17 protein-coding genes are annotated in these 20,457 nt (G+C 65.8%); 8 read left to right on the top strand and 9 right to left on the bottom strand.

Features of this window, described 5'->3' with window-relative positions; genetic code table 11:
- Positions 1-115: 115 nt before the first annotated feature.
- On the bottom strand, positions 116-1,009 hold the full coding sequence (locus NN2_RS04055; protein WP_063010441.1) for an ROK family protein: 894 nt from the start codon (positions 1,007-1,009) through the stop codon (positions 116-118).
- A gap of 48 nt (positions 1,010-1,057) precedes the next feature.
- The gene (locus tag NN2_RS04050) at positions 1,058-1,534 is read right to left on the bottom strand and encodes a hypothetical protein (RefSeq protein ID WP_146100964.1); all 477 of its coding nucleotides are present in this window, start codon (positions 1,532-1,534) and stop codon (positions 1,058-1,060) included.
- Between the two features lie 282 nt (positions 1,535-1,816).
- Between NN2_RS04050 and NN2_RS04045 the strand changes: the two genes are divergently transcribed.
- The 3 genes from NN2_RS04045 (at position 1,817) to NN2_RS04035 (ending at position 4,582) form a co-directional block, all read left to right on the top strand.
- The gene (locus NN2_RS04045) at positions 1,817-2,524 is read left to right on the top strand and encodes a MerR family transcriptional regulator (protein ID WP_030517942.1); all 708 of its coding nucleotides are present in this window, start codon (positions 1,817-1,819) and stop codon (positions 2,522-2,524) included.
- A 49-nt stretch (positions 2,525-2,573) separates the two neighbouring features.
- Positions 2,574-4,079: a bifunctional phosphatase PAP2/diacylglycerol kinase family protein gene (locus NN2_RS04040; RefSeq protein WP_063010437.1), complete on the top strand. Its 1,506-nt coding sequence runs from the start codon at positions 2,574-2,576 to the stop codon at positions 4,077-4,079.
- An 83-nt stretch (positions 4,080-4,162) separates the two neighbouring features.
- Positions 4,163-4,582: a DUF6508 domain-containing protein gene (locus tag NN2_RS04035; RefSeq protein WP_146100963.1), complete on the top strand. Its 420-nt coding sequence runs from the start codon at positions 4,163-4,165 to the stop codon at positions 4,580-4,582.
- Here the strand turns inward: NN2_RS04035 and NN2_RS04030 are convergent.
- From NN2_RS04030 to NN2_RS04020, 3 genes are read right to left on the bottom strand one after another with little or no spacing between them, the layout of a single operon-like run.
- Positions 4,579-5,322: an SDR family NAD(P)-dependent oxidoreductase gene (locus NN2_RS04030; RefSeq protein ID WP_063010433.1), complete on the bottom strand. Its 744-nt coding sequence runs from the start codon at positions 5,320-5,322 to the stop codon at positions 4,579-4,581. The two genes, NN2_RS04035 and NN2_RS04030, sit on opposite strands and share 4 nt — an antisense overlap.
- A 56-nt stretch (positions 5,323-5,378) precedes the next feature.
- Positions 5,379-6,320: an alpha/beta hydrolase gene (locus NN2_RS04025; RefSeq protein ID WP_063010431.1), complete on the bottom strand. Its 942-nt coding sequence runs from the start codon at positions 6,318-6,320 to the stop codon at positions 5,379-5,381.
- On the bottom strand, positions 6,317-7,693 hold the full coding sequence (locus NN2_RS04020; RefSeq protein WP_063010494.1) for a flavin-containing monooxygenase: 1,377 nt from the start codon (positions 7,691-7,693) through the stop codon (positions 6,317-6,319). The genes NN2_RS04025 and NN2_RS04020 overlap by 4 nt, the downstream gene beginning before the upstream one ends.
- Positions 7,694-7,843: 150 nt before the next feature.
- Between NN2_RS04020 and NN2_RS04015 the strand changes: the two genes are divergently transcribed.
- The 3 genes from NN2_RS04015 (at position 7,844) to NN2_RS04005 (ending at position 10,081) form a co-directional block, all read left to right on the top strand.
- Positions 7,844-8,473, top strand: a complete 630-nt coding sequence (locus tag NN2_RS04015; protein WP_063010429.1) for a TetR/AcrR family transcriptional regulator — start codon at positions 7,844-7,846, stop codon at positions 8,471-8,473.
- Between the two features lie 125 nt (positions 8,474-8,598).
- Positions 8,599-9,306, top strand: a complete 708-nt coding sequence (locus tag NN2_RS04010) for a DUF8020 domain-containing protein (RefSeq protein WP_063010427.1) — start codon at positions 8,599-8,601, stop codon at positions 9,304-9,306.
- A 118-nt stretch (positions 9,307-9,424) separates the two neighbouring features.
- Complete coding sequence (locus tag NN2_RS04005) at positions 9,425-10,081, top strand: Uma2 family endonuclease (RefSeq protein ID WP_063010492.1); 657 nt, start codon at positions 9,425-9,427, stop codon at positions 10,079-10,081.
- 92 nt (positions 10,082-10,173) lie between these two features.
- On the opposite strand, the gene NN2_RS04000 is transcribed toward NN2_RS04005, so the two are convergent.
- Positions 10,174-12,246, bottom strand: coding sequence for an ArnT family glycosyltransferase (locus NN2_RS04000; protein WP_063010425.1), 2,073 nt, complete (start codon positions 12,244-12,246; stop codon positions 10,174-10,176).
- Between the two features lie 153 nt (positions 12,247-12,399).
- On the opposite strand from NN2_RS04000, the gene NN2_RS03995 reads away from it, so the two are divergent.
- Complete coding sequence (locus NN2_RS03995) at positions 12,400-13,347, top strand: erythromycin esterase family protein (RefSeq protein ID WP_082856698.1); 948 nt, start codon at positions 12,400-12,402, stop codon at positions 13,345-13,347.
- Between the two features lie 140 nt (positions 13,348-13,487).
- On the top strand, positions 13,488-14,165 hold the full coding sequence (locus NN2_RS03990) for a uracil-DNA glycosylase family protein (RefSeq protein ID WP_156511198.1): 678 nt from the start codon (positions 13,488-13,490) through the stop codon (positions 14,163-14,165).
- Positions 14,166-14,182: 17 nt separating this feature from the next.
- On the opposite strand, the gene NN2_RS03985 is transcribed toward NN2_RS03990, so the two are convergent.
- Genes NN2_RS03985 through NN2_RS03975 form a run of 3 tightly spaced genes read right to left on the bottom strand, consistent with a single transcriptional unit; the run spans position 14,183 to position 20,420 of the window.
- Entirely contained in the window at positions 14,183-17,683 is a 3,501-nt protein-coding gene (locus NN2_RS03985) for a DEAD/DEAH box helicase family protein (RefSeq protein ID WP_063010421.1), read from the bottom strand.
- A 14-nt stretch (positions 17,684-17,697) separates the two neighbouring features.
- A complete protein-coding gene (locus NN2_RS36020) occupies positions 17,698-18,915 on the bottom strand; it encodes a restriction endonuclease subunit S (protein WP_082856697.1) in 1,218 nt (405 codons plus the stop codon).
- A complete protein-coding gene (locus NN2_RS03975) occupies positions 18,912-20,420 on the bottom strand; it encodes a type I restriction-modification system subunit M (RefSeq protein ID WP_063010417.1) in 1,509 nt (502 codons plus the stop codon). The genes NN2_RS36020 and NN2_RS03975 overlap by 4 nt, the downstream gene beginning before the upstream one ends.
- Positions 20,421-20,457 lie beyond the last annotated feature (37 nt).

The raw sequence follows: 20,457 nt of genomic DNA, 5'->3' as shown, positions 1-20,457 counted from the left end.
CTGCAAGTGAACCATGTTGAACGAACGCCCATTTCGTAAACAGACGCTGAACATGCGAAATCACGGCCGACGCCCGCATCCTGCGCGCCTTCGGCCGTGATCGACGACGGTGCCGCTAGTCCTGGGCCGCGATCAGGGCGAGAACCCCCGCCCCGGCCAGGACGCCGAGATCCTCCAATTCCGAAGGGACCACTCGCAGTGCGGCCAGGAAGCCGGCCCGGGCATGGGTGGCCACGGCCGTGTTCAGCGGCTTCCACAGCGCTGGGCCGGCCGTGGCCATCGAACCGCCCACGACGACGAGACCGACATCGAGCAGCGGCGCGATCGAAGCGATGGCCCGTCCCAACGCGGTACCCACCCGTTCGAACGCCGCGACCGCAACCTCATCGCCGGACTGCGCCGCCGAAACCAGTTCCGCCACCGTGGCTCCCGGCCAGCCCCGGCCCCGAGCCCACCGCACCGCGGAGAGGCCACCCGCGACGGCTTCGAGACAGCCTCGACCACCGCATTCACACGGTTCGTCGTAACCGGGAACGAGCAGATGGCCCAGATGACCGGCATTGCCGGTACGCCCCACGACCACCAGGCCGCCGACCATCACCCCGGCACTGATCCGATCCGATACGGCGATCGACACCGCGTCCATCACCTGACCCGTCGCGCCGAAATTCTGTTCGGCCAGCGCGAGGCACACACCGTCCAGCCCCAGTTGCACACTGGCGCCCGGGAACGCCTTCTTCACGGAATCGACCAGCTCGAAACCGGTCTGCCACTCCTTGACCGCGGTCGGCGCGACGACGCCGGCGGTCATGTCGATCGGCCCTGACGATCCGATCCCGATCGCCGCCACATCCTCGCCGCCGGCGGTCTCGTGCAGCAGTGTCCGGCAGGCTTCCCAGGCGCCGGCGGCGGGGATCGGAGCCCGGCGAATATCGTCCGTACCGACATCGTCTGCCACGCGAGTCGCCGCGAAGCCCGCCGGGCCGATTTCCAACGCCAGCACAGTCATGAATTACCCACCGTCACAGTAGTTTTCGCCTGTCGATGGTGACGGCTCTCAGCAGCCACCGGTCGCTGCCGGTCGCAACCGGCGCCCCAGCACGATACGACGACGCGGCGTCGCGGGCGCGGGTTCCACACAGACCGGCCGGGCGCCGGTCCGGATGATCCGCAGCGGCCGTTTGTGATCCAGCGGGGCCGTCCGATGCCGATCGAGGTTCTCCACGATCTTGCCGGCGCTGTCGTAGGCGACTCCGGCCCAGATCATGGCCCGGGGACCGTCGCCACGAGCGATCAAAGCCTCTGCGAGCTGGGAACATTCGGTCAGCAGCGGGCAGCTCGCGCAGATCCGGACCGCGGCGCGCCAGGAGTCGGGGGTGCCGACGTCGAGGTCCCAGTCGTCGGGTCCGTCGGCGCACGGCGGGCGGTGCGCGGCCGCGACGGCGACGGTCGCGACGGCGGGCGTGGGAACAGTCGAAAGCGGCGGCGCCACAGGGGATCCGAGGGGTAGCCGACGCGAGTGAATTGTGCTCATTTCCGTCTCCGGGGATGCCGAGGACACACGTGTGCAGTCACCGTGTGGTTCGCAGACGTGGCCCATGGGTCGGGCGGGCATCGGGGCTGCTCAACAGTCCCCGGCAACCAGCAGCGAACTGCTGTACTCGGCACGTTAACCCACGATTTGGCTGTCAGCAACCACTTTCGCCGCTATTTAACGGCACATTGACCAAGTCGTTGCACGGATGTATCGTCACTTAACGGGACGTTTTTGTACGGTCCGTTTTTCTACGGGGTAAGTTGTGATTTCCTAAGAGGTATGGCTGTGCACTCGGAGTACACGATCGACGAGCTGGCGCGGGCAGCAGACACCACCGTGCGCAGTGTCCGCGTGTACCACGAACGAGGGCTGTTGCCGTCACCGGAAGTCCGGGGGCGCATCGGCTACTACGGATCCGATCATCTGGAGCGGCTGCACACGATCAGCCGGCTGCTCAGCCGAGGTATGAAGCTCAACGGGATCCGCGAACTGCTCGAGGCATGGGATCGTGGCGACGGGCTCGCCGACGTCCTCGGGGTCAGCGACAGTCCGGGCGAGCGCGAACCCGTTGCGGCACAGGAGAAACCGGTCGGCGACGATCCGCTCGCCGATCTGCCCGACTACGTCAAACAGGCGCTGGCCGGCAGTTCCGACCCGCTGGAGGCCTACCGGGTCGCCAATCCGCGCTGCGGCGATCTCGCCGCGCGCCTCATCGACAGCGGGGTGCCGGACGCCACCGCCTTTCAGCTCGTGGAGCGGCTGCGCGCGGACTGCAATCAGATCGCCGATCGCTACGCCACCGAATTGTTCTACTGCTTGGCCGGGCAGGCCTACGAGCGCTCGCAGCGCGACAGCAAGGACCGCGCACGGCTGGAAACCGAGGTGGCCATCGCCCGCCTGATCGTCACCCGGGCGGCCTCCGAGCTCATCGACCAGGCCTTCGCCCGGCATGCCGAACTGCCCGCTCCCAACGAGGCTGCCCGATAAGTCCGGTTGTTCGATGTGCCCGGCGCGCCGTGCCGGTACGCTCGGGTGAATGCGCAGGCCTCTCGTCCCGCGGCGGGTTCGCGGAATCAATACTCTGGATCGGCGACTGGTCGACCGGAGCGCACGGTTGCGCCCGAGTACCGCCGACACCGTGCTGCGTTCGCTGAGCCACGCCGCCAACGCCAATCGGCTGTGGATCGCGGCCGGTGTCGGTGCGATCGCCGTCGGGACCACGACTCACCGCCGTGCCGCGGCGCGCGGACTCGTCGCCGTCGGCATCGCGAGCGGGCTGGCCAACGGTGTCGGCAAACCGCTGTTCCCGCGGCGCCGGCCACCCGCCGAGGCGGTGCCGCAGATGCGGCGCCTGATCTCGCCGCCGATCTCGTCGTCGTTTCCCTCCGGCCACGCCGCCTCGGCGGCGGCCTTCGTCACCGGCGTGGCGCTGGAATCACCGGCACTGGCGGTTGCGGTGGCGCCCGTGGCAGCCGCGGTCGCGTACTCGCGGGTTCACGTGGGCGTGCACTGGCCCACCGACGTGCTCGCCGGCGCGGCACTCGGCGGCGCCGTCGCGGTCGGCACCAGGCGGTGGTGGGCGGTGCGTCGCGACGAACCCGCGACGGTCGGCCCGGCACAGCGGATCGAACCACTGATCGGCGGCGACGGCCTGCTGTTGGTCGCCAATCCGAACTCCGGCAGCGGCGACGGCGGCGGACTGCTGGCCGATCTGATCCGCAAGCTTCCGGCCGCGACGCTGCTCGAACTCGGCGACGACATCGACCTGGACGCCGAGATAGACACCCGGGTGAGATCCGGATCGATCCGCGCGCTCGGCGTCCTGGGCGGGGACGGCACGGTTTCGGCGGTCGCGGAAGCGGCGGTGCGGCACGGACTTCCGCTGGCCGTCTTCCCGGGCGGCACCCTGAACCACTTCGCCCGGGACATAGGTGTCGAGGATATCGCGGCCACCCTCGCCGCACTGTCCTCCGGACAGGTCGCGCTAGCCGACACCGCGCGGGTGCGCCTGGACGACGGCAGCGAACGCACCCTGGTGAACACCGCGAGCCTCGGCGGTTATCCCGATTTCGTCCGGTTGCGTGAACGCTGGGAACATCGCATCGGCAAATGGCCGGCCGCGGCGGTGGCGATGGTGTGCGTGCTCGTGCGCGCCCAGCCGCTGCGCACCACCATCGACGGCGTTCCGGCCTCGGTGTGGATGTTGTTCGTGGGCAACGGAGCCTACCGCCCCCGCGATCAGGTGCCCACTGCCCGAACCGATCTGCACGGCGCCGGTCTGGACATCCGGTATCTGCGCGCGGACCGGCGGTTCTCCCGATTGCGGCTGATCTGGGCGTCGCTCACCGGCACCCTCGGCGATTCGCCCACCTACGTCCACCGGCATGCGGACAAGTTGCGGGTACGCGTGGACGGGCCGCCGATCTCACTGGCCACCGACGGCGAAGTCGACACGCGCGGTGCGGAATTCGAGTTCATCGGCGATCCTTCGACACTGCCGGTGTTCCTGGTTGCCGACGGTGATGCGGAGCCCCGCCGCTAGCCGGCACCGGAGACTGCGCCGAGAAGAAGTACACACCTCATGGTATGAAATTCCTAGTTTTCACATGACGGAGGTGTCGGATCGTGACGCAGGCCAACCCCATGACGGTCGAATCGGCCGAGGCCGCTTTGGCGCGGCTGACCGCCCACGATCGCGGCGTGCTCACCGATCTGGTGTGCCGAGTCGACAAAACGGCCTCCAGCTCGGCCTGGTCGCGGAAGGCGCCGCTCGTCGACGAGGTGGTGCGCTTCCTGGTCGATAGGCATCTGCTGCTGACCCACTTCAATTGGGGCGCTTGGGAAGAGGGACAGCAGGCGATTCAGCGCCGTGACCGCGCGGCGCTGGCGACCTGCACCGCACAGCAGTGCCTGCAATACCTGACCCTGCTGGTGCGCGCGGACCGCTTCACCGAGGGGACACTGGCGTCGGCCTTCGAGTCGGGGCTGATGCAGGCGCTCCTGCACCGCCTGCATCAGCACACCTACCCGCACGCGGCGCGTTAACCCTCGGCCAGCGCCCGCACTCGGGCCAGGACGTCGGGATAGCGCTTCAGATGTGCGCCGCCGTTGAGATCGATGGCCGCACCCGTCATCCACGCCGCCCGGTCGGAGGCCAGGAAGGCCGCCATCTCGGCGATTTCCTCGGGTCGGCCGCTGCGTCCGAGCGGGGTGTTCTCGAGGTACTCCTCGGTCAGCCCCGGAACGAAGGCGATACCGGCGACCAGCGGAGTGTCGACCAGGCCCGGACTGATCGCGTTCACCCGGATGCCGCGCTCGGCCAACTCCAGCGCCGCGACCTCCACCAGCATCAGCACACCCGCCTTGGCCGAACAGTAACCGGCCATCCCGGTTCCGGGCTGGCGGCCGTTGAGGGAGGCGATGCAGGTGATGGATCCGCCGTCGGCCAGGTGGCGGCCCGCGTATTTGATCGCCAGGAACGATCCGGTGAGGCAGACGTCGACCGTCGTTTTCCAGTGTGCCAGTTCGAGTTCGGTGATCGGGCCGGGTAGCGACAGCCCCGCGCAGTTCACCACCGCGTGGAGGTCGCCGCTCGCTTCGAAGCCGGCTGCCACCGACGCCTCGTCGGTGACGTCGAGCGCCACCGCGCTCGCCGAATCGCCGATCTCCGCCGCCACCGTCCGCGCCGCCTCGAGATTCACATCGGCGACCACGACGCGAAAACCGTCGCGCGCCAGCGCATGTCCGGTGGCGCGGCCGATGCCCGAGCCACCGCCGATCACCATCGCGCCCCGCGTTGTCGGCGCTGCCTCCGGGGCGTTCGCCGCTTCACCGGCTGTACTCATCGCTGTGCCCCCTCGGCGATCGCGCGGTCGGCGGCGAGATGGCGGGTCAGGAAGTGCACCTGATGGTCGACGGCGGGCTCGAACCAGTCGTTGCCGGCGAAGATGTCGAAGTGGTCGCACGGGTAGTGGCGAACCTCGGCACGTGCGGCGAACGCGGCCTTGGCCGCGGCGTGAGCGGGCGCGGCGCGGTCGAAGTCGGCGATCTGCATCAGCACCGGCGCGGTGATGCGCGCGGCCCGCCGGTCGGCGCGATAGCTGCCCAGTTCCAGACCGATCGCCGCGTCCACCTCGTTGCGCCAGGTGGGGCCCGCGAGTGCGGTATAGCTCTCGTAGTAGCCGTCGGCGGTCAGGGCGGCATGTTCGCCGGGCTTGCCCACCAGCGGCATCATCACCCGATTACCGCCGAACCGTCCGGCCAGGGCGCTGCGCACACTCGACATCGTGGATTTCGCGATCGCCGCGGCGCCGACCTGCCCGAAAGCGACTCGGCCCGCGGCCAATCCGTTCACCAGCGGCACGAGCGCGACGACCGCGCAGATGTCGGTCCGGTCCGCGGCGACGGTGAGGGCGTGGCCGCCGGACAGTGAGATGCCCCAGGCGACCAGTCGATTCGGATCCACGCCGGGCTGCCGTGCGGCCGCGGACAGCGCGGCACGGTAGTCCTCGGCCTGTGCGGCCATCGAGACCCGCTGCCGGGGTTCACCGGCGGAGGCGCCGAAACCCCGGTAGTCGAAGGCGAATACGGCCAGTCCGGCCGCGGCGAGGCGCTGTGCGAACGGTTCCAGCCCGGAATCCTTCGTCCCGCCGAATCCGTGCGCCATCACCACGACCGGACGGCCGCCGGGGCCGTCGAACGGCCCGTCCGGCGTGCCCTCGAAAAACCATGCGTCACAGGTGGTTCCGGACGAGGTGAACTCGACCTGCCGATACGTCGTCACTGTGCCACTCCCACCGGTCGATCCGTCTCCGCCACGCGCGCCCACGGGGGCGGCCCCGACAGCCGCGCCCGCTCGGCGCCGGCCGGAATCTCACGCACCCGCATATCGTGTTCGTAGAGGAAGTAGTCCACCTGCTGGGTGTGCCGGGCGCTGGGCACCATATGCCCGGTGTAGTGCTGCTGTTCGGCGACGATCACCCGCCGCATCTCGTCCGCCGACGGCAGCCGGTAGCGGCCCACCGCATAGGCCCCGATCAGTCGCGCCTGGCATTCGACGAACGGGAACAAGGTCGGGGTGGACTGGGCGAATCCGGCGAAGGCCAGATCCTCGAAACCGGGCAGGAACATCCGCTTGTACAGATCGATCTTGTTGTCCGGAGCGCTGATGAAGTCCGGATCGAAGAACGGGAAGGTGATGTTGTAGCCGGTGGCGTAGATGATGATGTCGAAATCGTCGGCGGTGCCGTCGGCGAAATGCACGGTGGCGCCGTCGAATCGGTCGATATTCGGTTTCGGGATCACATCGCCGGAACCCAGCCGCAGCGGCAGTTCCACCGATTGGGTCGGGTGCGCCTCGAAGAATTTGTGATTCGGCGTGGGCAGGCCGTAATTCTCCGGACGGCCCGCGGTCAGCGGTTGTCCCCACTGCGCGATCTTGCGCTGCCAGGAGAACGGGATGTAGGGGCTCGTGCGGTAGTACTTGTCGGCCGGCTTACCGGCGATGTACTTCGGCACGATCCAGGCGCCGGAGCGAGTGGACAGCGTCAGCTTGTTGCCCAGCGCCTTCGACGACAGCTCGACCGCGATATCGGCGGCGCTGTTGCCCAGTCCGACCACCAGAATGCGCTGATCGGAGAAGTCCATCGGGGTGCGCGGGTCTATGTAGTGGTGGGCGTGCATGGTGCGGCCGGTGAATTCGCCCGGGAATTCCGGATAGCGCGGGTCCCAGTGGTGCCCGTTGGCGACGACCAGGAAATCGAAGTGGCGCACCTCGTTTCGCTGCGTGCGCAGTTCCCAGCCGCCGCCCGGCAGACGCCGCGCGTGTTCGACACCGTTGCCGAATTCGATGGAACGGTAGAGGTCGAAGGCGGCACAGTAATCGTCGAGATACTGCTTGATCTGGGTGTGATGCGGGAAGTCGGGGAATTCCTCCGGCATCGGGAAGTCGCGGAACGACAGCTGATGTTTGGAGGTGTCGATGTGCAGGGAGCGATACGCGCTGCTGTGCCCGTTCGGGTTGCCGAAGGCCCAGTTGCCGCCGACACGGTCCGAGGATTCGAAGCACACATACGGCACCCCGTAGTCGCCGAGCATCTTGCCGGCGGTCAGACCGCTGATTCCGGCGCCGATGACCGCGGTACGCGGTTGATACATCACCACTCCTTTCACGCCATGGGCGTGTAGACAGATTCTCGATAGTGTCTACTAGTAGACACATTCTCAGATCTGTCCACACATTGCTAGGGTTTTCCCGAAACCGGTCGACAGCGAACCGGTGCGGGTGTGCGGCGAAAGGGGCGGCGGATGAGCGACACGACGACCACGACGGTGGTCGACCGGCTGTTGGAAGCGACACAGAAATTGCTGGCCGCCAAGGGAATTCGCGCCACCACGATGATGGAGGTGGCAGAGGAGGCGGGGGTTTCGCGCGCCTGGCTGTACCGGCACTTCCCGGACAAGCCCGCGCTGATCGGCGCCGCGATCGTGCGGCTCACCGACACCTGGTGGAACGACGCCCGCGCCGAACTCGACCGCATCGACACCTTCGCCGAACAGCTCACCATCGGCGTGCGCATCGGTCGCGGCGCCTACGACGATCCGGGCGCGCTGCTCATGCGCCTGCGCTCGTCCGAACCCGAGGAGTTCGCGGCCTGCGCCGGCGCCGGCGTCACCGCCCTGGTCCCCGCGCTCGCGGCGTTCTGGCGGCCCTATATCGACCGCGCCGCCGAACGCGGAGAAGTGCACCCCGGCCACGATCTGGCCGAGGTCGCCGAGTGGGTGGCCCGGGTCCTCATCAGCCTCGGCACCGTCCCCGGCGACACCTTCGACCCGGACGATCCCGCCGCGGTGTCCCATCATCTGCGCACCTACCTCCTGCCCGCGCTGACGCACGCGCCCGCCGGCGCTTCCGAACGGAGCCGCCGTTCCAGCTGATTGCGAGCTCACCCACTTCACACCACTCGGCTCGGCCGCCGAATGGAAAATGGAAATCATTTCCGTTAATGTCTGATGCCGCTCCATCGAGCGCTGCGCAGAACACAGAACGGAACAGAGATCAGATGAACAAGATCACCCGCATGACCGTCACGGCGATCACGGTGGTGAGCGCGTTGGGCGCCGGTTCGGCTGTCGCATCCGCCGCGCCCACGACGGCGGCAGATCACGTCCTGAGCACCGAGATCATGCCGGGCGTGCAGTACACGAGCTCCACCGCGGATCAGTCCGTGGTGATCGAGACCGCGACGGCCACGCTGGTCGCGGCGGGCGGGCAATTCCAGGTGCGCGACGCCTCCGGCGCCACGGTTGCCGGTGTCCCGGCCTTCCCGACCGAGCCGAAGGCCCTGACCGCCGTCCACGCCGCACCCGAGGTGCGGGCAGCGGCACGCGCGGCGACGCCGCAACTGCACCTGGAGAATATCGACGGCGACCCGCAGACCGAGCGATTCGATGCGGCGATCCAGGCCGCCATCAACGAATTCGGCCTGGCTACCAGCGTCGGAACGATGACCGGTGGTCTCATCGGCCTCGCCGTCGGCTGCGGAGTCGGCGCCGTAGCGGGCGCGGTGTTCGGCGCGCCCGTCCTCGACGCCGCCGGACTCACCCTCATCGCCGGCTGCCTGGCCGGAGCGGGCGTCCTGGGCGGTATGGGCGCCATCCTCGGCGCCGCGCTCCTCGGCATCCCCGTCGGCATCGCCTCCGCAATCAAGTTCCAGCACACCATGAACCAGCCCTACGAACAGCACACCCACGACAGCGAGAGCGACTGAGGACGGAACTCGGGCGTGGGCGGACCACCGCCCACGCCCCTGCCCGCTGGACGACCGCCCTCCGAATCCGCACGTCGAGCCACTGAACAGCACGGTTCGGCCCGCTACGATGGGCATCATGTCCTGCCCGGATGTCGCGCGACCGGATCTTCCCGAGTACATGACCTGGGAAGAGCTGGAGCAGTTGCCCGAAGACATCGCAGCTCGCATCGAGCTGTGGGAGGGCCGGGTGGTGTGGCTTCGTCGCGGCCCCGGTGAACACCAGGAGTTCACCAACCTGTTGTGGAGCGGCCTTCGACGCTGCGCTCGGAAACAGATGTCCGACGATCCCGAACAGTGCTGGAGTGTGCGCACGGAAACCAACGTGTTCTTCGGCAAGTCCGGCAAGTCCGACTTCGTAACACCGGATTTCATGGTTCACCGCTGTCTCGAACAGCCGTACCAGCATGTCCGCTCCCCCGACGTCGTGTTGGTGGGCGAGGTGCTGTCGCCATCGAATTCGGATGCGGATATGGAACTGAAGAAGGCACGCTATGCCAAGGCGGGGATCCCCTGGTATTGGGAGGTCACCCTCGCCACGCAACGCAGCGCCATCGCGCACGTGCACGCGTACGTCCTGGCCTCGCAGGTGGGGCCGCTGCCGCCCGGAGTATCGGTGCTGCACCAGGCGAACTACGTCCTGGCGGGCGCCTGGTCACCCACCGCCTCGGAATCGGTTCGCATAGACCATCCGTTTCCGATCGACATTCCCTGGTCGGAACTCGAATTCGGATGAGCTGTGCCGGTCTTTCGTAGCAGCCGCTACTCCGTGGACTCCCGCACGCGAATCGGGGCCCTGCCATCTATCGCCGGGCCCCGATTCGGTTGTCAGTCGATGGGTTGAGTCAGGTCGTAGACCGTCGTTCCGCCCACTGTTATTGCGGTGTAGTGGGATTCGACCCAGCTGGTGATCTCGCTCGCGCTGCCGGAGCCACCGCCCGACCCACCGCGGCCGCCGGGGCCGGCGCCCGCGAAGAAGTAGTGGATGTCGCCGTTCTTCACGTAGTCCTGGAATTGGGCGAGGGTGGGCGAGTTGTCGCTGCCGGTGAAGCCGCCGATCGCCATGATCGCTGTGCCGGTGGACAATTCGAGGCTGCCCGCGGATTGCGAGCCGACCGTGGCCGCCGCCCAGCGGTTGTTCGCACTCTTCAGCAGTTCCCGCAGGGCGGTGTTGCCGGAGTTGCCTCCGCCGGGACCGCCGTCGCGGGTGCCGGTCGAGTCGGCATTCGCCGGTGGTTGCGCGTTCGTCGCGACGCCGGATGTCGAATCCGTTGTGCCCGAATCAGTCCCATCAGGTGCGGTGCCGCCGGACGCGGATACCGAAGCACCCGGGGCATTTCCGTCCGGAAACATGCCTCCGGGCCCGCCACCGAATCCGCCCATGCCGCGGCCAGTGTCGGGGCCGGAGGTCGGAATCGACCCGCTGTGCGCGGTCGCCGCTGTCTCCAGGGCGTAGGCGCTCGTGCCGGCGAAGCCGAACAGCAGTGCGGCGGCCGCGACGATCACGGTCATCCGGCCGAGGGCGTGCGCGCCGACGACGAGGACCGCCGCGACCACGATCGAGCCGATCAGGACGATCCAGCGCAGCGCCGGGTACCAGTCGGGCGTGCGGTCCAGCAGGACGAAGTTCCACACCCCGGTCGCCGCCAGCATGAGACCCAAGGCCGCACGCACAGAGGCGAATTCACGTCCGCGCCACAGTTCCACCACCGCGATGCCGACCAGCGCGGCGATCGCCGGCGCCAAGGCCACGGTGTAGTAGGGGTGAATCGTGCCCTGCATGAAGCTGAAGACCACGCCGGTGACCAGAAGCCACCCGCCCCACAGGATCAGGCTCGCGCGGATGCGTCCGGTGCGGGGTGTGCGCCGGGTGAACCACAGGCCGGCCACCAGCCCGATCAGCGCCGCCGGGAGCAGCCACGAGATTTCGGTGCCCATCGAGTCGCCGAACAGGCGGGTGATTCCGGTGCTGCCGCCGAAGCCGGTGTTGCCGCCCCCACCGGGACCACCGCCGCCGCCGTTGCCTTCGCCGCCCATCACGCGGCCGAGACCGTTGTAGCCCAGGGCGAGTTCGAGCAGACTGTTGTCCGTGGAGCCGCCGATGTAGGGCCGCGAATCGGCGGGCCACAGGCTCACCAGCGCGACGAACCAGCCACCGGAAATCACCAGCGCGACAACGGCTCCCAGGAGTTTCAGGATCCGGGCGCGCAGTGCGATCGGCGCGGCGACGAGAAACACCAGGCCGAGTGCCGGCAGCACCAGGAACGCCTGCATCATCTTGGTGAGGAAGCCGAAGCCGACCGCCACCCCGGCCGCCGCCAGCCAGCGGCCACTCCCCTTCTCGGTGGCCCGGACCGTGCAATACGCCGCCGCGACCAGCAACAGCACCAGCAGGGCGTCCGGGTTGTCGAACCGGAACATCAGCGCCGCGACCGGAGTCGACGCCAGCGCCGCACCCGCGATCAGCCCGGCCGCCGGACCGCTCCAGCGCCGCACCGCCCCGTACAGCAGCCCGACCGACGCCACACCCATCAATGCCTGCGGCAACAGCAGCGAGAACGAACCGAATCCGAGCAGCCGCCCGGACAGCCCCATCACCCACAGCGCGGCGGGCGGCTTGTCGACGGTGATGGCGTTACCGGAGTCTAGCGATCCGAACAGCAGCGCCTTCCAACTCTGCGTGCCCGCCTGTACCGCGGCGGCATAGAAGTCGTTGGCCCACCCGGAGGCGCTCAGTCCCCACAGATACAGGAACGCGGTCGCGACCAGCAGCACCAGCAGCCCGGGCCGCGCCCATCGCGGCTGGTCGGGCGGTCCCGAGAGGAACGCGCCCCACCGCGCCGGCTGCGGCGGCGATCCGGTCGGCCCGGCCTGCCGACGCGGCGCCTCTGTGATCGTCATACGGTTCTCCTCCGCCTCGGTCGCCGGGCTGTCTGCCGCGGCCGTTGCATCGAGGATCGCGCCCGGAGGTGGGTCGGCTCTTTGCCGAACCTATGCGCCGACTGTGAGGAGACTTCTTGACCTCAACCATAGTTGGGGTACCAGAGTTGCCGCATGACCACTTCGATCGACACCGTGACGCCATGGGTCGAGCAGCACGCTCATCCGCTCTCCGCCTCGGCCCCGGAGCATCCACTCACCGATCTGGCGCCACTGCGCCGGTCGGCCGGCGCCGCACGCGTCGTCGCGCTGGGCGCCGCGACCCGCGACACCCAAGAGTTGTCGGTGACCGCCCATCGGATCCTGCGTTTCCTCGTGGAACACTCGGGATTTCGCAGCCTCGTCCTGGAGGGCGACGATGCGACCAGCGCCGCGCTCGACGAGTACGTGCGCACCGGGGCCGGCGACCCGCGCGCGCTGCTGGCCGGGGCCCGATCGTTCTGGCGAACCGAGGAGATACTCGAGGTCGTCGGATGGATACGCCGATACAACCGGCAGCACCCCGACGATCCGGTTCGTATCGCCCATCCGGAGCCCGAGCGCCGGGTCACAGCGGAATACGGCGACCTCGGCGATATCGAAAAGATGCTGGCAGACACTGTGATCCGCTGGCACGAGCGCACCGGGCACAAGGTCGTCTATTGGGGCGGCACGACGCATACGGTCGCCGCCGCGGCACGAAATGTGCTCCTCGGCGAGAAGCGGGTCACTCATCGCAGCGCGGGCGGCCATCTTCGAGAGCATTTCGGTTCCGGCTATCTGTCCGTCGGCCTGACGTTCGACCACGGCTCGACCGCGCACACCTTCCCTTCCCCGCCGGCCGACTTCGCCGAAGCCGTACTCGGCCGCGTCGATCTCGCCACCTACCTGCTGGATCTACGAACCCCGGGCCCGGACTCGGTGCGAACCTGGCTCACCGCGCCGACGAAGACCCGCGTGATCGGCCCCGTGTACGACCCCGAGAACGACGGCGCGTTCCACCTCTCGGGCGGCTCCCTGAGCGAATGGTTCGACCTCGTCGTCCACCACCGGGCAGTGACGGTGGCCCACCTTCTCTGCTAGTTCGGCCGGCCGCGTTCGATGCGCCAGGAGTTCGCGTTCAGCCTGGTCTACTCTCTCCAGCCGAAACTCTCCGACAGTGTCAGGCTGCTGTGGCATTGTCATTGCAGCGTGACTTGCTGACGTGGAGGGGGATGACTCGGATGTACCAACGGATGAAGACCGGTGGCTTTCGCGATGATCATCGGTCGCGGATCTACGACCCGCACATCCGCGAACTGAACGAATACGTCGATGAGTTGCGGGCTCGGAAGCCGGACAGGTTCGTCCCTCATATCTCGCCGGAGTTCGGATCCGCCGCGCGATTGCTGCTGCTGACCCTCTCGCCCGGCGAGCAGACGAGACTGGACGTGCCCGGCGGCTCAGGCATGCTGTCGGTCGAGAACGGTGATCCGGCAGCGGAACGTATCGCTGCAGCCCTCGATCATGCTGAGATCGCCCGAACAGACTGTTTCGGCTGGAACATGTATCCCTGGTACGAGAAGGGACTCGGAGAATCCAATGCGAGCGTTCGAGATCCCTTGCTGCGTGAAGGCGTAGATCTTCTCATCCAGGTGATTGCACGCCTCCCCTACTTGCGGGCTGTATTCGTGTTCGGCCACGGCCCCGAACGGGGGTGGAACTTCTTCCGGCAGTCCTATCCCAAGACAGCGCGGAGCCTCAAACATTTTTGGCACCGGAGCACCGGGCCGCGTGGTTACGTCGGGACAGCGGACCAGCAGGAAGTTTGGCGGCGTGAGCTTTTCGATGAAATGGGCAGAGCCGCAACGGCAATCACCTCTGCCTCCGATTCGCCGGGGCAGGCCGGTCACCGACGCTGAGCCGGAACGACACCGTCCTATCCGCTCGCCGCCGCCGATTCCACCGAATCCGGTACGGCCGTGGTGCGAATGTTCTTCACCACCGCCACAATTCGGTCCACATCGTCTTCGGAGAAGATGTCTTCCGGACCCGTCGGCGCCACCGAGTTGAACGGTGGTTCGTAGAGGGCGCCTACCTCGATCACACCGTTCTTGGTGATGTAGGTGATGAGTAGTTTCAGAAAGTGCAGTTGATTGGCGCTCAATGTGCGCCCGGCCTGGAACTCCTCGAACGCGGCAGTGGCTGCGGTCGAGTCCAGACCCGTGAGCGAGCGGAGGAAAAGACCGAGACCACCGTAGGTGCTGGCGGCATGCTCGATGTCTTCCGCCGTGCCGAAGCCGCTGTCGATGAAGATCTGTTCGAGTTCGCTCAGATCGGTCGAGGTTATCTGCTTGTTGCGCAGAAGTTTCTGCACGGCCAGGACGTCTTCGTGGCTGCGCAGATAGGTGCGAACCTTCGACTCGAAGCGTGCCATACCTTTCCCCCCACCGGGCAGTACGGTCATCTCGATGTCGTCGATGTCGCCGAGTTGGTCCCGGAAATCGGTGTAGAGCGGATTCTGGGTGCCCTTGGGCGGAATAGCTTTGACCAGCCCGCGTAGTCGCCGTCGCATCGTCTCCAACATCGCGAGCGTGACGTCCTCCCACCATGCGTCGCCCGCCACGTCTTCGATGAATTCGTGCCGCTGACGGATGGCCGTGATGTTGTTCAGGTTCGGGTCGAGCAGTGCTTGCGCGGTCTCCTGCACCTTCTCCCGCAGCCCGTCGTAGCCCGTGTCGGCGGTGAGGTGTGCGAGTTGCAGACGCAACGCCAGCAGATCGAATCGCTTCGCTGCCGGACTCGGGTCGTCGTCGCGGAATTGAGTGGGCAGTCCGGCGAGCTTGCCGACCTCGACACGGACCTCCGGGGTGACGACATCCCAGTTGTTGCGCTCGGAGAATTTCTCCACATACTGCAGCTCTTTGCGAACCTCCACGTTCTGCGTGTTCATGCTCGCGACTTCGACCCGCAGGCGTTCGGCCAACTGCCATCGCACATCGGCGCGGTCGGCCGGCTCGGCGTTCGGTATATCGGCGGGCCGATCACCGGGCGGCTGCAGCTGGTCGAGATCGCGCAGCAGATCCGCGCGGGCCGCGAACAGCTTCTCACTGATGGACGGCTGCGCGCGCCCATCGGCGACGGGTAAATCCTGATTGAAGTATTCGACGTTCTGGCACAGGTCGAAGATTAGGAATCGCTGCTTGTCCCGGTTCGGCGCATACAGATCCGGGCACAACCGCGTGCCGCGACCGATCATCTGCCAATACTTGGTATTGCTGCGCACCGCCTTGGCGAAGACCAGGTTCACGACCGCCGGCACGTCGAGGCCGGTATCGAGCATGTCGACCGAGACTGCGATATGCGGTGCGCTGTCCGGGTTTTCGAACTTATCGATCAGGCTCTGTGCGTGGCTGACGCTGTGGGTGATCATCTCGATGTAATCGCCCGGCAGATCGGGATAGAGTACGCGGAACCGTTGCACGATCAGTTCGGCGTGACGGTTGTTGCGGGCGAAGATGATCGTCTTGCCGATCCGCTCACCGTCAGCGACCTTGTCGCCGTTCTCCATGAGCACCAGGAGCATCTGATCGATGGTGTCGTGGTTGAACAGGAACTGGTTGAGCGCGTGCGCATCCACCTGGTCGGGGATATCATCGTCGTCGCGCCACTCCAGCTCCTCCCAGTACTCCTTCTCCTCGTCGGAGAGTTCGTCGTAGCGGATACCGGACCGAATGAACTTGAGCGGCACGGTTTTCGCCTGCGGCGGCACGAGCCAGCCGTCGGCGATGGCTTGTTCCAGATCGTAGGAGTCGGTCGGCACCCCCTCTTCGAGGTGGAACAGCCGGTAGGTGTTGCGGTCGATCTCGTTCTTCGGGGTCGCGGTCAGACCGACCAGCAGCGAATCGAAGTGCTCGAAGATCGCCCCATACTTCTGATAGACCGACCGGTGCGCCTCGTCGATGATCACGAGGTCGAAGAAGCCGGGCCCGAACGGCCGCCGGTTGGCATCGTCGACCTCGTTGATGAGGTTCAGCATCGTCGGATAGGTGGACACGTAGACGCGGGCGTTGCTGTCCTTGTCGGTGAGCAGGTTCACCGTCGGCGCGCTCGGTAGATGCTGCTTGAACGCATTCGTCGCCTGCGTCACGAGCACCTGCCGGTCGGCCAGGAACAGCACCCGCTTCACCCAACCGGCGCGCATCAGCTGATCGACCAGCGCGATCACGGTACGGGTTTTACCCGTCCCCGTCGCCATGACCAGTAGTGCCGCCCGCTGCCGGTCCTTCTCGAACGCTTCGTCGATGCGCTCGATCGCCTGTTTCTGGTAACCGCGACCGGCGATCGCCTCGTTGATCGGCTCGGTGGTCAGCGGCCGCCGTCCCGCGCGCCGCCGAATAAGCAGCCGCAGTTGCTCTTTGGTGTAGAAACCTTGAATCGGCCGGGGCGGATAGTAGGTGTCGTCCCAGATCTGCGTCTCGTAGCCGTTGGTGTAGAAGATGACCGGCCGCTGCCCGTGCTGCTGTTCCAGCGCGTCGGCGTAGAGCGAGGCTTGGTATTTGCCGGATTCGACACTCTTGGAGGTGCGTTTGGCCTCTACGACCGCGAGCGGTTTGCCGTTGTCGTCCCACAGCACGTAATCGATGCGGCCCTTGCCGGTGCTGTTGCCGCCCGTGGCGGGCATACCGGTCACCGGGTACTCACGGTCGTCGGGCCCGTCGAGCGCCCACCCGGCCTCGAGCAACAGCAGGTCGATCAGCTGGGTGCGGGTTTGCGCCTCGCTGTAGTCGTGATGATCGGGCACCGTGGCATTGGCCGCCTTCGCCGCCTTCACCTGCGCCCGCAGCAGTTTGAGCTCGTCGTCGAGTTCTTTGCGGCGCCGGCGCTCGGTGGCCAGCTCCGCCTGCTGCGCGGCGAAATCGTCTGCCATCTGCCTGATTTCGGCCTGCTTCTTACGCCGCACGTCCTCCGGCAGCGGCCGTGGAATCAGCGAGGTATCGAACCGCTGCCCGTCGAACGGCTTGCCCTCCTCGGTGCGGGCATAGGTGCGGCCCAGCCAATACAGCACATGGAACAGTTCGGCGACCGTACTCACCGAATCCTGAACGGCGACATCCCCATTGCGATGCACCGCGACATTCCCCCGCCGCCGCACCACATCCATCTTCGTGACGATCACCGACCCCGCCACCTGCACCAGCGTCGGCTCCTTGAGCTTGGCGCTCAAGTCGTCCCGATACGGCATCCGCAGCGAGGCATCGGCCTGATACAACCAGTTGACAGCCAACTCCAGCGCCCGCCGCGCGAAAAAGCACGCCACCCGCGGATCCCCCACCGCCGACCGTTCCGCCCGCCGCGCCTCGGCGAACAACTCCGGCCACTCGGCGGCCAGGAAATCGAAGTTGCTCTCGGCGTCGGTGCCGTGGTTGTTCTCGGCCACGAAAGTTCCTCCCCTTACAGATCTTTCAGTTCATCTTGCCAGAGTTCGCCGCGGAAGGCGCGGGACTGTATGGAAGCGAAGAGGGTGTCCAAACGGGCTAGGTGGGCGGACTGTTGCTGTTTCATCGCCGCAATCTGCTCAATCCTCTGCACATACTTTGTCTGCAGATCAACGGGAGGAAGCTCGACGGGAAGGCTAAGTAGCTTACTCTTCGAGATATTCGACATCGAAGAGGCGCTCCCACCAGCCAGCGCTTGAATTCTAGAGCGCTTACTCTGGTTAGTAAATAACCCGTGTATGTACTGCGGCTCTACGGGAGCCCCCGGGAGGAACTTGAACCTAAAAATCAGATCGGGAATCATCAGCCGTGATTGCGTCTCCCGCACATATGCGCATGCACCTACCAGTTCGGGAGTGTTCTTCCTGGTAAATAGAAGATCACCAACCCGCACTTCCAACTTGCCATCAGGAACAGATTCCAATGGAAGTGCTTTATTCTCTTTAGGAATATACTCGCACGAAGTTACAGCGCTTAGCTTAAGCACTCCCCATTGGTCACCGGACGCAGGACGATCCATGCATTTTGGACTGCGTCCACTTTCTATCGCATCCAGAATATCGCCGAATTTCTTTACACTCCACCCATGACGGTTCGCCACTGGATTGCCAAACATGTCCAGAAATATCGATTGGGTGAGCTCGTCGAGGAGGGCGATGGACTTCCGTCGCTTCTCCCGCAGCGCATCCGCCCGATCCAGCACCTCCGCAATCCGCCGCTGCTCAGCCAGACCAGGTGCGGGGATTTTTAACCGAGCAAGCTTCTTCTTATTGAGAGTCTTTCCCATTGCCGCGTCATCCGACTCCTCAAAGAGATCGATCGTTCGGAGTGCCCACAGCAGATACTCTGGCAGCAATCGGGACTGATCTCTAATCGGCAAGGCCGCGATTGCTTCATTCGTATACATCGGCTTCCGTACAATGCCTACCTTGCCAATGCTCAATTTGAAGCTGAGCGCGACAGTACCGGGTTGCGCCATACTTCCCATGACAGATTGCGACGCGCGCTCGGTGATCTGCTCTTTTGTCCAGATTAGATCCCTACCTTGGTTCATATCACCAATTGACAACCACGGGTAGCCTGGCCCCCAATATTCGCGCTCACTCCTTGACGGCGTTCTACCAATATTGATTTCGCAGAGAGATTCCAACGGCACAGTCGGCCAGGCGTTCATCCCAGTATCCCCTTCAGATCCGATATCCCCTGCTGGATCTCCGCCTCGATCAACTCCAACTCCTCGATGATCTCCAGCGGCGGCCGATGCTCGACTTCTTCGTGAATGATCTCCTTGTACCGATTGAGGCTCAGGTCGTAGTCCTGGGCGGCGATATCCGCCTTCGGCACGCAGAAACTCTGTTCGGTGCGGGCGCGATCGCGCTCGGTGGTGGTGCGCTGGGACCAGCGGGCGAGCACGTCGGGCAGGTTGTTCTTGGCGTGCTCGTCCTCGGTGAGAGTAGCTGTGGCACCGAGCTTTTCATCACTCAGCAGGGGATTGCGCTTGTCGTCCAGGCTGAAACCGTCAGCGGAGACGTCGTAGAACCACACCTGATCCGTTTCGTCGTCCTTGGTGAAGAACAGGATCGCCGTGGACACCCCCGCGTACGGCTTGAAGACTCCCGAAGGGAGTTTCACGACCGCATCGAGACCATGCTTCTCTACCAGCAGCTTCCGCAAATCCTTGTGCGCCTTGGTGGAACCGAACAGCACACCGTCGGGCACGATCACCGCGGCCCGTCCACCCGTCTTGAGCAGACGCAGGAACAGTGCCAGGAACAGCAGCTCCGTCTTCTTCGTCTTCACCACTTGGAGAAGATCTTTCGCGGTGGTTTCGAAGTCGAGACTGCCGGCGAAAGGCGGATTGGCGAGAATCATCGAGTAGCGCCCGGCCTCACCGGCCACCGACTCGGCGAGCGAGTCACGGTAGCGAATATCCGGGTGCTCCACCTGGTGCATCAGCATATTCATGCTGGCAATCCGCAGCATGGTCGAATCGAAGTCGAATCCGTGAAACATGCTGTGGTGGAAGTGATCCCGTTGCGACTCCACGAGCAGCGCCTCGCCGTGCGTCCGCTGGACGTACTCCGCCGCACCGACCAGGAAGCCGGCCGTACCACAGGCCGGATCGCAGATCTCGTCGTTCGGCCCCGGCGCCATCATGGCGACCATCAATTCGATGATGTGGCGCGGCGTCCGGAACTGCCCGTTCTGTCCTGCCGTGGCGATCTTGGACAGCATGTACTCGTACAGATCGCCCTTGACGTCTCCGCCTTCACTCAGCGGCAGTTCGTCGAGCATGTCGACGGCCTTCGTCAGCAGGCTGGCGGTCGGGATGGTGAACCGCGCATCCTTCATATGTTCGCCGTAGGTCGACTCCTCGCCCCCGAGCAGCCGCAACCACGGAAACACATCATCACGGACCGTCCGCAGCAGCGCCTCCGAATCCAGATCTCGGAGCCGCGACCACCGCAGGCTCTCGGTATCGGCGTCGAAGATCGGGCTCTCGACCGGCCGCCCACTGCGATTGGCCTTGCGCTCCTTGAGAATCTGCATGTCGTCGAGCCGCTTGAGGAACATCAGGTAGGTGATCTGCTCGATCACCTCCAGCGGATTGGAGATTCCCCCGGACCAGAACGCATCCCACAGCCGATCGATCCTGCTCCGCAGTTCCCCAGTAATCATGCCGACGAGATTATCGGAGGCCGGGGACAGGTTTCAC

It is taken from the genome of Nocardia nova NBRC 15556 (genome assembly GCF_001613005.1).
GTDB classification, from domain to species: Bacteria; Actinomycetota; Actinomycetes; order Mycobacteriales; family Mycobacteriaceae; genus Nocardia; species Nocardia nova.
This window is presented reverse-complemented; position numbering and strand designations above follow the sequence as displayed.

Bases quoted from the DNA above. Each gene is read 5' to 3' on its own strand.
- NN2_RS04055 (WP_063010441.1), bottom strand. From the start codon at position 1,009: ATGACTGTGCTGGCGTTGGAAATCGGCCCGGCGGGCTTCGCGGCGACT.
- NN2_RS04050 (WP_146100964.1), bottom strand. From the start codon at position 1,534: ATGAGCACAATTCACTCGCGTCGGCTACCCCTCGGATCCCCTGTGGCG.
- NN2_RS04045 (WP_030517942.1), top strand. From the start codon at position 1,817: ATGGCTGTGCACTCGGAGTACACGATCGACGAGCTGGCGCGGGCAGCA.
- NN2_RS04040 (WP_063010437.1), top strand. From the start codon at position 2,574: ATGCGCAGGCCTCTCGTCCCGCGGCGGGTTCGCGGAATCAATACTCTG.
- NN2_RS04030 (WP_063010433.1), bottom strand. From the start codon at position 5,322: ATGGTGATCGGCGGTGGCTCGGGCATCGGCCGCGCCACCGGACATGCG.
- NN2_RS04020 (WP_063010494.1), bottom strand. From the start codon at position 7,693: ATGTATCAACCGCGTACCGCGGTCATCGGCGCCGGAATCAGCGGTCTG.
- NN2_RS04015 (WP_063010429.1), top strand. From the start codon at position 7,844: ATGAGCGACACGACGACCACGACGGTGGTCGACCGGCTGTTGGAAGCG.
- NN2_RS04010 (WP_063010427.1), top strand. From the start codon at position 8,599: ATGAACAAGATCACCCGCATGACCGTCACGGCGATCACGGTGGTGAGC.
- NN2_RS04005 (WP_063010492.1), top strand. From the start codon at position 9,425: ATGTCCTGCCCGGATGTCGCGCGACCGGATCTTCCCGAGTACATGACC.
- NN2_RS04000 (WP_063010425.1), bottom strand. From the start codon at position 12,246: ATGACGATCACAGAGGCGCCGCGTCGGCAGGCCGGGCCGACCGGATCG.
- NN2_RS03995 (WP_082856698.1), top strand. From the start codon at position 12,400: ATGACCACTTCGATCGACACCGTGACGCCATGGGTCGAGCAGCACGCT.
- NN2_RS03990 (WP_156511198.1), top strand. From the start codon at position 13,488: ATGTACCAACGGATGAAGACCGGTGGCTTTCGCGATGATCATCGGTCG.
- NN2_RS36020 (WP_082856697.1), bottom strand. From the start codon at position 18,915: ATGAACGCCTGGCCGACTGTGCCGTTGGAATCTCTCTGCGAAATCAAT.
- NN2_RS03975 (WP_063010417.1), bottom strand. From the start codon at position 20,420: ATGATTACTGGGGAACTGCGGAGCAGGATCGATCGGCTGTGGGATGCG.